General features: G+C 67.4%; 13 protein-coding genes. 9 read left to right on the top strand and 4 right to left on the bottom strand.

Features of this window, described 5'->3' with window-relative positions; translation table 11 throughout:
• The first annotated feature begins 26 nt into the window (after window positions 1-26).
• The 9 genes from ACZYY4_RS01700 to ACZYY4_RS01660 all read left to right on the top strand — a co-directional run bounded on the left by ACZYY4_RS01700 (window position 27) and on the right by ACZYY4_RS01660 (window position 10,189).
• Entirely contained in the window at window positions 27-806 is a 780-nt protein-coding gene (locus ACZYY4_RS01700) for an enoyl-CoA hydratase/isomerase family protein (protein WP_463807953.1), read from the top strand.
• A gap of 17 nt (window positions 807-823) precedes the next feature.
• Window positions 824-1,630, top strand: coding sequence for an enoyl-CoA hydratase/isomerase family protein (locus ACZYY4_RS01695; protein ID WP_463807684.1), 807 nt, complete (start codon window positions 824-826; stop codon window positions 1,628-1,630).
• Entirely contained in the window at window positions 1,627-2,409 is a 783-nt protein-coding gene (locus ACZYY4_RS01690) for an enoyl-CoA hydratase/isomerase family protein (protein WP_463807683.1), read from the top strand. Before ACZYY4_RS01695 ends, ACZYY4_RS01690 begins: the two co-directional genes overlap by 4 nt.
• Window positions 2,409-3,866 (top strand): class I adenylate-forming enzyme family protein, encoded by a 1,458-nt coding sequence (locus tag ACZYY4_RS01685; RefSeq protein WP_463807682.1) that lies wholly within the window; start codon window positions 2,409-2,411, stop codon window positions 3,864-3,866. Before ACZYY4_RS01690 ends, ACZYY4_RS01685 begins: the two co-directional genes overlap by 1 nt.
• Entirely contained in the window at window positions 3,856-5,385 is a 1,530-nt protein-coding gene (locus ACZYY4_RS01680) for a class I adenylate-forming enzyme family protein (protein WP_463807681.1), read from the top strand. The genes ACZYY4_RS01685 and ACZYY4_RS01680 overlap by 11 nt, the downstream gene beginning before the upstream one ends.
• A complete protein-coding gene (locus ACZYY4_RS01675) occupies window positions 5,378-6,898 on the top strand; it encodes a class I adenylate-forming enzyme family protein (RefSeq protein WP_463807680.1) in 1,521 nt (506 codons plus the stop codon). The genes ACZYY4_RS01680 and ACZYY4_RS01675 overlap by 8 nt, the downstream gene beginning before the upstream one ends.
• 60 nt (window positions 6,899-6,958) lie before the next feature.
• Entirely contained in the window at window positions 6,959-8,281 is a 1,323-nt protein-coding gene (locus tag ACZYY4_RS01670) for a PE-PPE domain-containing protein (RefSeq protein ID WP_463807679.1), read from the top strand.
• A 196-nt stretch (window positions 8,282-8,477) separates the two neighbouring features.
• Entirely contained in the window at window positions 8,478-9,884 is a 1,407-nt protein-coding gene (locus tag ACZYY4_RS01665; protein ID WP_463807678.1) for an HNH endonuclease signature motif containing protein, read from the top strand.
• A gap of 41 nt (window positions 9,885-9,925) precedes the next feature.
• Entirely contained in the window at window positions 9,926-10,189 is a 264-nt protein-coding gene (locus ACZYY4_RS01660) for a type II toxin-antitoxin system VapC family toxin (protein ID WP_463807677.1), read from the top strand.
• A gap of 1 nt (window position 10,190) precedes the next feature.
• Here ACZYY4_RS01660 and ACZYY4_RS01655 read toward each other — a convergent pair whose 3' ends face one another.
• From ACZYY4_RS01655 to fabG, 4 genes are read right to left on the bottom strand one after another with little or no spacing between them, the layout of a single operon-like run.
• The gene (locus ACZYY4_RS01655; RefSeq protein ID WP_463807676.1) at window positions 10,191-10,898 is read right to left on the bottom strand and encodes a GntR family transcriptional regulator; all 708 of its coding nucleotides are present in this window, start codon (window positions 10,896-10,898) and stop codon (window positions 10,191-10,193) included.
• Between the two features lie 3 nt (window positions 10,899-10,901).
• Complete coding sequence (locus ACZYY4_RS01650) at window positions 10,902-12,095, bottom strand: acyl-CoA dehydrogenase family protein (RefSeq protein ID WP_463807675.1); 1,194 nt, start codon at window positions 12,093-12,095, stop codon at window positions 10,902-10,904.
• Complete coding sequence (locus tag ACZYY4_RS01645) at window positions 12,092-13,312, bottom strand: acetyl-CoA C-acetyltransferase (RefSeq protein ID WP_463807674.1); 1,221 nt, start codon at window positions 13,310-13,312, stop codon at window positions 12,092-12,094. Before ACZYY4_RS01645 ends, ACZYY4_RS01650 begins: the two co-directional genes overlap by 4 nt.
• Entirely contained in the window at window positions 13,309-14,049 is a 741-nt protein-coding gene (gene fabG, locus ACZYY4_RS01640; protein WP_463807673.1) for a 3-oxoacyl-ACP reductase FabG, read from the bottom strand. Before fabG ends, ACZYY4_RS01645 begins: the two co-directional genes overlap by 4 nt.
• Between the last annotated feature and the right edge of the window lie 5 nt (window positions 14,050-14,054).

Below are 14,054 nucleotides of genomic sequence, written 5' to 3'. Positions count from 1 at the left end.
CCGCCGACCCCCCTGGCGATGGCACGGTGACGGCGCGGCGCGACGGGGCGGTGCTCCGACTGACCCTGACTCGTCCGGAACGCCGGAACTCCCTCAGCGCACCGATGACCGAAACGCTGGTCAACGTTCTGACCGTGGCGGCGAGCGACGACGCCCTGCGTGCCATCCACATCCAAGGGTCCGGTGATGACTTCTGCGCGGGCGCGGATTGGGTCACCACCAACGCGACCGACCGCCGGCCCCGCACCGCCGATCTGGTTCGGCGCATCCCGCATGCCGCGCATCGGGTGATCGAACTGCTGCACACCATCCAACTGCCGGTGGTGTGCAGCGTCCGGGGCTGGGCGGTGGGGTTGGGCTGCAATCTGGCGCTGGCCGCCGACTTCACCGTCGCCGCGAACGACGCCGTGTTCTGGGAGCCGTTCCTGGCGCGGGGATTCAGCCCCGACTCGGGAGCCACCTGGTTGCTGCCGCGCCTGGTCGGATTGGCCCGGGCCAGACGCATGTTGTTGCTCGGCGAGAAGGTCAGCGGAGCATCCGCCGAACAATGGGGCCTGATACATCAGGCCGCGGCACCGGCCGACGTCGGCGCCGCCACCGAAGAACTGCTGGGACGCTTGGCCGACGGACCCACGGTCGCGATCGGCCTGACGAAGCAGGCGCTCGATTACAGCCAGCAGGCAACGCTGGCGCAAGCCATGACACAGGAGTTGTTCAATCTTGAACTCAGCTGCCGCACCGCGGATTTCAAAGAGGGCCTGGCCGCGTTCACGCAGCGGCGCCCACCGGGCTTCACCGGCCGCTGAGAGGAAGGGAACCGGCCATGCCGACGTTCGACACCATCGCCTATGAGCTCGACGAGCACACCGCTACGATCACGCTGAACCGTCCCGAGGCGCTCAACGCGCTGAGCCCGCACATGGTCACCGAGCTGCGGGCCGCCTACGCCGAGGCCGAGAACGATGACCGGGTGTGGCTGCTCGTCGTGACCGGGACGGGGCGGGCGTTCTGCACCGGCGCCGACGTGAAGGCGATCCCCGGTGACGGCAAGGTGATCAACGAGCGGCCATACCTGTCCAGCTACGAGCAGTGGGAAGCCCCGCAGGAGGGCACTCCTCCGTTCCGGACGATGGCCAAGCCGGTCTTGGCCGCGATCAACGGAATATGTTGTGGCGCAGGCCTGGACTGGGTGACCACCGGCGACATCGTCATCGCCTCGGACCGTGCGACCTTCTTCGACCCGCACGTCTCGATCGGCCTGGTCGCCGGCCGCGAGGTGGTGCGGTTGGCCAGGGTGCTGCCGCGCTCGGTCGCGCTGCGGATGGCGATGATGGGCCGCCACGAGCGGATGGACGCCCAGCGCGCCTACGAGCTCGGGATGATCAGCGAGGTGGTGGAGCATGACCGCCTGCTGGAACGCGCGCACGAGATCGCCGGCATTATCAACTCGAATGCGCCGCTGGCCGTGCGCGGAACCCGGCTGGCGATCCTCAAGGGCCTCGACCTGCCGCTGCACGAGGCCGAGATGCTCGCCGAAGCGTTCCGGGAACGCAACCTGCACACCACCGATTCGCTGGAGGGCCCCAAAGCTTTCGTCGAGAAGCGCGCACCGGAATGGCTGTGCCGATGAGTTTCGAGACCATCCTCCTCGACTTCGACCGCACCGATCGGGTCGCCACCATCACGCTGAACCGGCCGGATCGGCTCAACGCGTTCAACCGCACCATGTGCGAGGAGATGATCGCCGCGTGGCGCATCGTCAAACTCGACGCCGCCGTCAACGCCGTCGTGCTGCGAGCCGCCGGCGACCGGGCCTTCAGCGCCGGACTGGACATCAAGGCCTCCTACGGGCAGCCCGACAACGTCTGGAATCACGAAGATCCCGGTGAGGCGCTGAGCCCCAAATGGCAGAAGATGTTCAAGCCGGTGGTCTGCGCGGTGCAGGGCATGTGCACCGCAGGCGCGTTCTATTTCGTCAATGAGTCCGATGTGGTGATCTGCTCGCAGGACGCCACATTCTTCGACTCTCACGTCTCGGCCGGGCTGGTCTGCGCCCTGGAGCCGATCGGGCTGATGCGCCGGATCGGGCTGGGAGACGCCTTGCGGATCGCGTTGATGGGCAACGACGAGCGGGTCGGCGCGGAGACCGCACTGCGTATCGGCCTGGTGTCGGAAGTTGTGGCACCCGAACGGCTCTGGACCCGGGCGCATCAGATTGCGGCCGGCATCGCGGCCAAACCGCCGTCGGCCACCCAGGGCACGGTGAAGGCGATCTGGGAGTCACTGGACAAGCCGTACCGCGCCGCCCTGGAACAAGGCCTGATCTACACCCGACTGGGCAACCCGCTCGGTAAGGCCGAGCTCGACGCGCAGCCTCCCCCTCCCCCGACCGCGCCGCGCATCCGCTGATGGCTCATCCGCTCAGCGAACGTATCGCCGCGGTGCTCGCTCTGCAGCCGCAGGCGCGCGCGTTCGAGTACGCCGATCAGTGGTTCTCTTGGACTCAGCTCGATGATATGGCTTGGCGCATCGCGGGATTGACCGCTGCCGGCACCCGAGTGGGAATCCTGCTGCGCAACCGCCCTCCGCAGCTGGCCGCGCTGCTCGGGGTGCTGCTGGCCGAGGGCTGCGTGGTGGTCATCAACCCGTCGCGCGGCGACGACCGCACCCGCGCCGATATCGCCGCGCTCGAGCTGCCGCTGATCATCGGCGAGCCCGACGATCTGGCCGCACTGGTCACGCCGTCATCGAGCACCACCGTGGTGTCCATCTCCGATCTCACCGCCGAGCCTGAGATCAGACCGGCCACTACACCCGCCTCGGAAGCCGGCCGCCCCGGCGTGGCGGTGTGGATGCTGACCAGCGGAACGACCGGTCCCCCGAAGCGTGTCGACCTGCGCTACGACATGCTGGCGCACAGCGTGATCGGCCCCGGTCCCGAGCCGACGGAGATGCGGCGCGGTGTCGCGATAGTCAACTCACCGCTGGTGCACATCGGCGGGGTCTTCCGGGTGCTGCAGTGTGTTGCCGAGGCGAGATCCTTCGTACTGCTGGACCGCTTCGAACTGGACCGCTGGGCGCAGGCGGTACGCAAGTATCAGCCGCGTGCGGTATCGCTGGTGCCGGCGGCGCTGCGGATGGTGCTGCATTCGGCGCTGAGCCGCGAGGATCTGTCCAGCATCCGTGCGGTCACCTCCGGCACCGCGCCGCTGTCGGCCGACGATGCCGACGCATTCACCGAGAAGTTCGGCATCCCGGTGCTCACCTCTTATGCGGCAACGGAGTTCGGCGGCGGAGTAGCCGGCTGGACTCTCCCTGACTACCAGCAGTTCTGGCGCGACAAGCGCGGCAGCGTCGGCCGGGCCAGTCTGGGGGCGCAACTGCGGGTGGTCGGCGACGACGGTGTCCCACTCGGACCCGATGAGCCCGGGCTGCTCGAGGTCAAGCCCGGGCAGCTCGGGCCCGACACGGCCTGGATGCGCACCACCGACCTGGCGCGCATCGACGCCGACGGCTTCGTGTGGATCCTGGGCCGGGCGGATCAGGCCATCATCCGGGGCGGGTTCAAGGTGATGCCCGACGATGTCCGCGTCGCACTGGAGGCCCATCCGGCGGTCAAAGGCGCTGCCGTCGTGGGGCGTGCGGATGATCGCCTCGGCCAGATACCGGTCGCCGCGGTCGAACTGCGCGCCGGCGCCACCGCTGACGCCGAGGCACTGATCGACTTCCTGAGCACCCGGCTGGCGCGCTATGAAATTCCCACCGACATCGCCATCGTCGATGCTCTTCCGCGGACACCCTCGGGCAAAGCCGACCTGGGCGCTGTACGGGCGCTGATCGGCGCACAGGGCCAGCATGCCCAGTGAATGCTTTGACACGCTGCCGGAAATCCTGCGTGCCCAAGCCGGTTCGCGTGGTGCTCACCCACTGCTGATCTGCGACGCGGAGCGCATCAGCTATACCGACGCCGAGCAACGCTCCGCCGGCCTGGCTCAACGTCTCGTTGCACTCGGAGCCGGCAGGGGCAGTCACGTCGGGTTGCTGTACCCCAACGGTGCGGCCTTCGTGGTGGGCATGCTGGCTGCGGCCCGCATCGGCGCGGTGGTGGTTCCGTTCCCCACGTTCGCCACCGCGCCGGAGCTCCGTCGCCAACTGGCCCACAGCGATGTGCGGATCCTGCTGGCCGCCGAGTCATACCGGTCCCACGACTACCGGCAACGGCTCGCCGAAGCACTCGCCGACATCGACATCGCCGGCGGGGCAACACTGTTCAGCACCCACGCACCGCAGCTGCGCCACCTGGCGTTCGACGCCGACACACCGTTGGTCGATACCTTCGACGGGGCCGCACTGGCGGCCTTGGAAGCTGATGTCGATCCCGGTGATCCGTTGGCCGTCATCTACACCTCCGGGTCGTCCGGCGCTCCGAAAGGGGTGATCCACAGCCACGCCGGGTTGCTCGGCCACCAACGCAGCCTCAACGAGATCCGCCGGCTCACCGAAGCCGACATTCTGTTCTGCAACTCCCCGTTCTTCTGGGTCGGGGGGTTTGCGTTCGCACTGCTGGCCACCGTGCTGGCCGGGTCGACGCTGCTGTGCTCCAACGCCACCGACCCGGCAGCTGTGCTGGATCTGCTGGAGGCCGAGAGGCCCACCGTGACCAACGGTTTCGTCACCGGAATCACCGCCCTGAGTCAGCACCCCAGCCTCGGGCGACGAGATCTGTCCACGCTTCGTCGCGGCAACCTGTATCCGATCATGGCACCGGACGCCCGCCCGACCGACCCGGAGTTGCGCCACCACATGCTCGGGATGACCGAGACCGGCGGCCCGGTGCTGCTGAGCGCTGACGACACCGACCAACCCGAGCACCGGCGCGGCAGCTTCGGTAAGCCGGCACCCGGATTCGAATGCCGCATCGAGGACGGCGAATTGTTGGTGCGCGGAAGCTACCTGATGCAGCGCTACCACAAACGCAGCCGCGAGGAGTGCTTCGACGCCGACGGCTGGTTCGCCACCGGAGACCTGGTCCGCACCGATGCGGACGGGTTCTACTACTACCTGGGCCGGCGGGACTCGCTGATCAAGGCCGCCGGCGTCAATGTCTCACCGGCCGAGGTGGAACGCGCCATCGCGAAGGTGACCGGCGGCGCCGTCGCCCACGTGGTCGGCATCCCGGACCCGGAGCGCGGGCAGGTCGTCGCGGCCGTCATCGTGCAGGGCGACACCGAAGTCGACGAGGGATCACTGCGCGAACGGCTCAAAGCGGAGTTGTCGGCGTACAAGATCCCCCGCGTCTTCACCACGCTGCCGGCCGGCGAGATCCCGCTGCTCTCCAGCGGCAAGGTCGACCTGCGTGGACTGGCAAAGGTGTTCGATGAGTGAGACTCTGACCATCGACACGCTGGTCCGTGCCCAGGCCACCAATGGAGCCAAGCCGGCGGTCATCGATCCGGTCAACCGGATCAGCTACTCCGACCTCGACGCGTCGTCTCGGGAACTGGCCGCGGTCTTGGTGCAAGCCGGCGTCGGCAAGGGCACTCGGGTCGGGCTGATCATGCCCAACGGTGTCGACTGGGTGCGCACCGCGATCGCGTTGACCCGCGTCGGCGCGGTGCTGGTTCCACTGAGCACTCTGCTCACCGAACCGGAGCTGGCCGCCCAGTTGCGCGTCGCCGCCGTGCAGTTCCTGATCGGTGTCGAGGAGTTCCGCGGACGCCGTTACCTCGACGACCTGCCCGGGAACCTGCCCGCGCTGCAACATGTCTGGACCGCAGACCAGTTGGCGTCCAGCGCCGCGGACGCCGGCCCGGCTCGGATAATCGATCCGCTGGCCGCGAGCGTCACGCCCGCCGACCCGCTGGTGATCATGTTCACCTCGGGCAGCAGCGGCCCGCCGAAGGGGGTGCTGCACTCGCACGGCAGCGCATTGGGCGCCGTGCGCGCCGGTCTGGCTGCCCGCTGCATCGATGCCGACACCCGGCTGTATCTGCCGATGCCGTTCTTCTGGGTGGGCGGCTTCGGCGGCGGCGTGCTGTCGGCGCTGCTGGCCGGGGCGACCCTGGTCACCGAAGGGATCCCGAAACCGGAGACCACGTGCAGGCTGCTGGAATCCGCACGGGTCACACTGTTTCGCGGCTGGCCGGATCAGGCCGAGAATCTGGCCCGGCATCGCGGCGACACCGACCTGTCGGCCTTGCGTCCCGGCAGCCTGGAAGCGCTGCTTCTTCCGGAGCTGCGCGCCGAGCCCGGGGCGCGGGCCAACCTGTTCGGGATGACCGAGTCGTTCGGACCCTACTGCGGCTATGCCGCCGACACCGACATGCCGCGATCGGCCTGGGGGAGCTGCGGAAAACCGTTCGCCGGCATGGAGGTTCGGATCGTCGACCTCGACACCGGTGTCGAGGTACCGGTCGGGACGATCGGGATGATCCAGCTACGCGGACCGCACATCCTGCGCGGCATCTGCCGGCGCAGTCGCGAAGACACGTTCACCGTCGACGGCTTCTACCCCACCGGCGATCTGGGCCGCCTCGACGACGACGGGTTCCTGTTCTACCACGGCAGATCCGACGACATGTTCAAGGTCAGTGGCGCCACGGTGTACCCGAGCGAGGTCGAGAAGGCGCTGCGGGCCATCGGCGGCGTCGCAGCCGCGTTCGTCACCAACGTGCCCGACGCGGGACGCGACCGGGTGGGGGCGATGGTCGCCGGCGACGCGCTCACCGTCGAAGAGCTGCGGGAGAAATCCCGCGCCCTGCTGAGCTCGTTCAAGGTGCCGACGGTGTGGCTGCTGGTTGAGAATGCCGACGCCGTTCCGCGCGGGTCGACCGGCAAAGTCGACAAGCGGCGACTGCGAGAGATGTTGACGGATGCGAGCAACCAAAAGCACCATTAAGCGGAACGCTTATGCAAGTATCGGTTTCGCTGTTACGTGTTGCCTATCTTGGGGGGCGTCGTGGCCCGTAATCGGAGTGTCGGCCGGCTAGCGCTGTTCGCCACCGCGTTGCTGGTGCCGACGTGGTCGGCGTTGGCAGCGGCGACCATCGTCCCCCCGGCCTCTCGGGCGGACGGCTCTGACGCCACGCTCAATGCGTTGATCATGGGCGGCACCGGCATGCCGACGCCGAGTCAGGCGTGGCGCGACTCGATCATCACCGACTACATCAACCCCGCCACCGGCGGCGATTACATCCCCGTCCTGGTTCCCACACCCGAATCCTTCGCCAGCACCTCGGTTCCCACCGGGCTGGCTGATCTGCAGGCCGCGATCGCCGCCCAGCAGGCAGCGCAGCCGGGCATTCCGTTCGTCGTCGCGGGTTATTCGCAGAGCGCGATGATCGGGGTTCAGGAGAAGATCCACCTCGGCGAAGTCGCGGCATCTGGGCAGCCGATCCCCGACGTCACGTTCGTACTGCTCGGCTCAGCCGGCCGACCCAATGGCGGCGAGGTGGCGCGGTTCGAGGGCCTGAACATCCCGGGGATGGGCGGCACCTTTCCCGGTGGCGAACCGACCGATCTGGGAATTCCCACCATCGACATCTCCAACCAGTACGACTTTTTCTCCGACTTCCCGCAGTACCCGATCAATCTGGTGGCCGACCTCAATTCCCTCCTCGGCATCGCCTACTCGCACGCGTCCTACGGAATCGGCCCAGTGCCCGGCCTCTCCGCCATCTGGCCTCCGTCGGACCCGATGTCGGGGCCGTACGCCGATGAATACGTCCTCGGCTCATCGGAGATCGTCAAGCAGGTGGAGGGCGACACCACGTTCTACCTGATCCCGTCAACCACCCTCCCGCTGCTGGGCCCGCTGATGAGTTTGGGTGTGCCCCAACCCGTACTCGACATCGTGCAGCCGGCACTGCAGGTGATCGTCGAAGCCGGTTACGACAGATCGGTCCCGTTCGGCGAGCCGACGCCAGCGCAGCTGATCCCGTCGCTGGATCCGCTCACCTTCAGCATCGAGTTCGCCAAAGCCGTCGTCCAAGGCGCCGACAACGCCGCAGCTTTGTTCGGCGTCCAACTGCCGGGATACAGCGAGCTGGAAAGCCTTCTGATGCAAGCGCAGTCATGGTCGGAGGAGAATATCGGCGCGGCCTACCATGACGCCGTGGCGCAGCTCAACGCCGACTTCAACCCATTCACGGCGTTCCTCGCCATCGAAGGTCCCATGGGCGAGGCGATTCAGGACCTGCTGAATGAGACCGGCATTCAACAGGCCGTGATCGACCCGATCCTCGGCTTCATCGGACCGTTCGGCGGCTTGTTCACCAGCTGAGCCGGAAGGTTATGGGCGGAGTTCCAGTGGGACCAGCGTCACTGTGCACATCCAGTTGGCCCGCCTATCAGCGACAAACCAGTAGTCGAATCACGCTGCCGCTAGGCATGTATCGCGGTTGTCCACAGTTGTCGCCCCATCCACAGATGACCCAATCTCACGAGCATTTCGAACAATTGTTCGATATCGTGGTGTCATGTCGATCGCAGACCAGGACCTGCTCCCCGCTGATGCGGCGCGCGCGCAGTTCCTGGCCGACCTCGACCTCATCGACGACGCCCAGCAACGCATGCGCGACACATCCACCGACCTGGTCGGCACCGCATTTCGCGTCGAGGTCGCCGACCGACTGGAAACCCAGGACCGCGTCAACCGCGGCTTGTCGTATCGCATCTTCGGCGAGATCGCCGACCCCGTCGATGACTTCGGCAACCCCGACCTGCCCGCCGGTGTACGCGCCCGCGACCTGCTGTGGCAGCGGCTACGGCTGACCCGAGGCGAGATCACCCGCCGTTTCCGCCTGGCCGCCCGAATCCGGCCCCGCCGCAGCCTCACCGGACCAACCCTGCCCCCCTTACTACCCGAGCTCGCCGCCGCCATCGAATCCGGAGACCTCGGCGAGGACCACATCGCCACCGTCACCCGCGCCCTCGACCACCTACCCTCCAAAGCCACCCCCGCCGACCAGGAACACGCCGAACACCTGTTGGTCGCCAACGCCCGCGAGCATGATGCCCCGTTCGTGGCGGTCGTCGGGCGCGCCATCGCCGACACCATTGCCGAACGCAGCGGCCACTACTGCGACACCGACCGCGCCCGACGTCGCTCCCTGATTCTGGGCCCCCAACAATTCGACGGCATGAGCCGCCTCACCGGCTACCTCGATCCCGCCACCCGCGCCTATCTCGAACCGATCATCGCCGCCGTGCGTCCCGGACACCACCAACCCGATGACCCTGACGCCGGCACACCCCAGCCGGATCTACGCGACGAGGGCCAACGCGCCCACGACGCACTCAAACTCGCTTTGCGCCAGGCGATCGAATCCGGGAAACGCGGCACCCACCGCGGTGTACCGGTCACCGTCATCGTCAATACGACCCTGGCCGAGATCAACCAAGCTGCCCACGCCGTCACCGATCCCACCATCGCGATGCCGGCCCCGGCACGCACCGGCGGCGGCAGCCGACTGCCGATGCGGGATCTGATCCGCATGGCAGCCAACTCGATTCACTACCTGGCGGTCTTCGACGATCACACCAAACGCCCGCTGTACCTGGGCCGTAGCAAACGCATCGCCACCACCGATCACCGCATCATCTGTCACGCGAGAGACCGCGGCTGCACCCGACCCAACTGCACCCAACCCGGCTACCGCTGCGAGGTTCATCATTGCCCGGGCTGGGCGCATGGCGGGCGCACCAACCCCGACGAACTCTGGTTCGCCTGCCCGTGCGACCACAGTGCCGAAACCCGCGGCCACTACACCACCTCTGCCGTCAATGGCCGCCTCGCCTGGACGGACGGCACCACCCCACCGCAGGTCAACCGCGTCCACCATCCGGATGAGTTGCTGGCCGACCCCGATCCGCCCCGGGATTGACACCGCGGGTACGGCCCGCCCAGGCGTATCGAATCGGCCGGATGACCCAGGGACAGCATCGCCGAAGCCGTCGGCGTCTCGACGAAATGTGGCTGGAGATCGACATCGTGGAAGCGGACAACGAGGTCGTCACCCAAGCCGCAAACCTCGCGTACCGACTGTCCCTGCGAGGCTACGACGCGGTGCACTGCGCGTCGGCCGCGCAGCTCGCCGACGATACCCTCGTCGCCGCATCCGGTGATCAGGTCCTGCTGGCGGCATGGTTGCAGCTGGGCCTGGCGACCTACGACACCAATCAGCTGTAGGTCACGAACGCCTCCGCCGCCGGGCACCGACTGCGCCGGCCCCATCGAGGACACCGCGCTCGATGAGGTGCTCGATCATCGGCGCCGCGCCGGCGGCCAGGTGTTCGGCCATCGCGGTGCGAGCCGCTTCCTCATCTCGCTTTCCCAGCGCCGATAGCAGCCGCCGGTGATACCTACTGGATTTGGCCGGCCAGCCGGACAGCGTGGGAAACACCGATTCCGCTGCGTACCGGGTGATCTGGTACATCAGCTGAGCCAGCTTGGGTGAATCGGCGGCGACGTTGACGGCCCGATGGAACTCGTGGTTGAGCCGCACCGCGCGTTCCTCGTCGTCGGCAACATAGGCGTCTTCGAGTTGGGCCTGAATCTCCTCGAGTTCGCGCAGCTGGTCATCGGTGATGTTGGCCGCCGCCCGCGCGGCGAGTTCACCGCCGATGTGCGCCTGGACATCGGAGACGTCGGTGATGTCGCGTTGCGTCACCGGAAGCACCACGAAGCCGCGGTGCGGCTGCTGGTCGAGCAGCCCTTCGGCGCGCAGCCCGAACAGTGCCTCGCGCACCGGGGTCACACTGACGCCCAACTCGGCCGCCAGCTGGTCCAGCCGCACGTATTCGCCGGCGGCATAGTCCCCATTGAAGATTCGCTTGCGCACGAAGCGGGCCACATCCTCGGAGAGCTGCGACCGCACCGGGAAGTCGGGAGCACTCACCGGTCAGATCCGGTAGTCGGCGAGCAGTCGCTTGCTGATGATCTGCTTCTGGATCTCGCTGGTGCCCTCGCCGATCAGCAGGAACGGGGCGTCGCGCATCAGCCGTTCGATCTCGTACTCCTTGGAGTAGCCGTAGCCGCCGTGAATCCGGAAGCTCTGCTGGGTCACCTCCGAGCAGAATTCACTGGCCAGGTATTTGGCCATCCCGGCGGCGACGTCGTTGCGTTCCCCGGAGTCCTTGAGCCGGGCGGCGTTGACCATCATCAGGTGCGCCGCTTCGACTTTGGTGGCCATCTCGGCGAGTTCGAATGCGATCGCCTGATGCTCAGCGATCGGTTTGCCGAAGGTTTCGCGCTGCTGGGCGTAACGCACCGCCAGTTCGAAGGCCCGGATTCCCACCCCGCAAGCCCGGGCCGACACATTGACCCGGCCCACCTCGATGCCGTCCATCATCTGGAAGAAGCCCTGACCGGGTGCCCCGCCCAGGACGTCGTCGGCCGCGGCGGTGTACTCGTCGAATATCAGCTCGGTGGTGTCGATGCCTTTGTAGCCGAGCTTGTCGATCTTGCCCGGAATGGTCAGTCCGGGTAGGACTTCGCCGAATCCGACCGGCTTCTCCACCAGGAAGGCGGTCAGGTTACGGTGCGCTCGGTCGGCGCCCTCATCGGTGCGTACCAGCACGGCGACCAGGGTGGAGCTGCCGCCGTTGGTCAGCCACATCTTCTGTCCGCTGATGGTGTATCCACCGTCCGCTCCCCGGGTGGCGCGGGTGCGGATCGCTGCGACGTCGGATCCCAGTTCGGGCTCGGACATGGAGAACGCACCGCGGGTCTCACCGGTCGCCATCCGCGGCAGGAAACGCTGCTTCTGTTCGTCGGTGCCGTGCTGGCGCAGCATGTAGGCGACGATGAAATGGGTGTTCAGCACACCGGAGACACTCATCCAGCCGCGAGCCAGCTCCTCGACGCACAGCGCGTAGGTGAGCAGTGATTCGCCGAGCCCGCCATATTCTTCGGGGATCATCAGGCCGAACAGGCCCATCTCGCGCATCGAATCGACGATGGCCTGCGGGTAGGTGTCGCTGGGCTCCAGCTCGGCCGCCGCCGGAATGACTTCCTTGTCCACGAACCTGCGGACGGTGGCCAGGATTTCGGTCTGAAACTCGGTGAGCCCCAGGGTTTGAGCGAGTTTGGTCACGGCCCGACCCTTTCGAAGATCGCGGCGAGTCCCTGGCCGCCACCGATGCACATGGTCTCCAGCCCGTAACGGGCACCGCGCCGATTCAACTCGCGGGCCAGCGTGGCCAGCATCCGCCCGCCGGTGGCGCCCACCGGATGCCCCAGCGAGATTCCCGACCCGTGTACGTTGGTCCGCTCTCGCTCCGCGGCAGCGAACTTCCACTCGGCCATCACCGCGAGGGCCTGGGCGGCAAAGGCCTCGTTGAGCTCGATGAGGTCGATGTCGGCAAGGCGAAGCCCAGCTTTGTGCAGCGCGACGTCGGTGGCCGGCACCGGGCCGATTCCCATGACGTTGGGCGGCACACCCGCCACGCCCCACGACACCAGCCGCACCAATGGGGTCAGGCCCAGCTGCTCGGCCTTCTCAGGGGTGGTCACCACGCACATCGAAGCCGCGTCGTTCTGGCCGCTGGAGTTGCCCGCGGTCACGGTGGCTTCCGGATCACTTTTGCCCAGAACAGGTTTCAGCTTGGCCAGCGATTCCACCGTAGTGTCCGCCCGGGGATGCTCGTCGGTGTCGATGCGCTCCTCACCGCTGCGGGACCGCACGGTGACACCGATGATCTCTTCGGCGAACACGCCGGACTGCTGAGCCGCCACCGCACGCCGGTGCGAGGTCACCGCCAGCTCGTCCTGTTCATCGCGGGAGATGCCGTACTCCCGGCGCAGGTTCTCGGCGGTCTCCAGCATGCCGCCCGGCACCGGATGGTGCCGGCCACCCGCGGTCGTCCGTCCGCGCGCCAAGCCGTCGTGCACCTGAATCCCGCCGCGAGCCCCGCCCCAGCGCATGTCGGTGGAGTAGAACGCCACGTTGCTCATACTCTCGGCGCCGCCGGCGATCACCACGTCGCAATCGCCGCTGCCGACCTGCAGGCAGGCCTGCAGCACCGCTTGCAGACCCGAACCGCAGCGGCGGTCGACCTGCATACCCGGGACCGTCACCGGCAGACCGGAATCCAACGCGATCACCCGTCCGATGGCCGGCGCCTCACTGTTGGGATAGCAGTGCCCCAGCACCACGTCGTCGATGGCATCGGCGGGCAGAGCGGTGCGGTCCAGGAGGCCTTTGAGCGCGGCGACGCCGAGGTCGACGGCGGTCAGAGAGGCGAACATCCCGCCATACCGGCCGATCGGGGTCCGGACCGGTTCGCAGATCACCGCCTCCCGGAGGCTCATAGGTGCCTGCCGCCGGTCACCTCGAGCACCGTGCCGGTCATGTAGGAGGACAGACCGGAGGCCAGGAACAGCGCTACGTTGGCCACCTCCTCGGGCTCACCGGCCCGACCCAAGGGCACCTCGGCCACCTTGGAATCCCAGATGCGCTGCGGCATCGCCTCGGTCATCGCCGAACGGATCAGACCCGGCTGGATCGCATTCACCCGCACGCCCAGGTACGCCAGTTCCTTGCTGGCGGCCTTGGTCATGCCGACGATGCCGGCCTTGGCCGCCGAGTAGTTCGTCTGGCCGATCATGCCGACCTTGCCCGAGATCGAGGACATGTTGACGATCGCGCCGCGCTTCTGTTCTCGCATGATCGCGGCGGCCGCGCGCAGTCCGTTCCAGGTGCCCTTGAGGTGCACGGAGATGACCTGGTCGAAGTCCTCCTCGGTCATCTTGCGCATGGTGGCGTCCCGGGTGATTCCGGCGTTGTTCACCATGATGTCCAGCCCGCCGAACTTCTCCACCGCGACGGCGAGCATCGCGTCGACATCGGCGGCCCGGGTGACATCGCAGCGCACCGCCAACGCCACGTCGGGGCCGCCCAGTTGTGCCGCCGCATCTTCGGTGGCCGCGAGGTTCAGATCACCGAGCACCACCCGGGCCCCTTCGGCGATGAATCGCTCCGCGATGGCGAAACCCAGACCCTGAGCACCGCCGGTGACTACCGCCGTCTGACCGGTCAGCAAAGACACTCGAT

Source organism: Mycobacterium sp. IDUB_21 (genome assembly GCF_055419425.1).
This window is presented reverse-complemented; position numbering and strand designations above follow the sequence as displayed.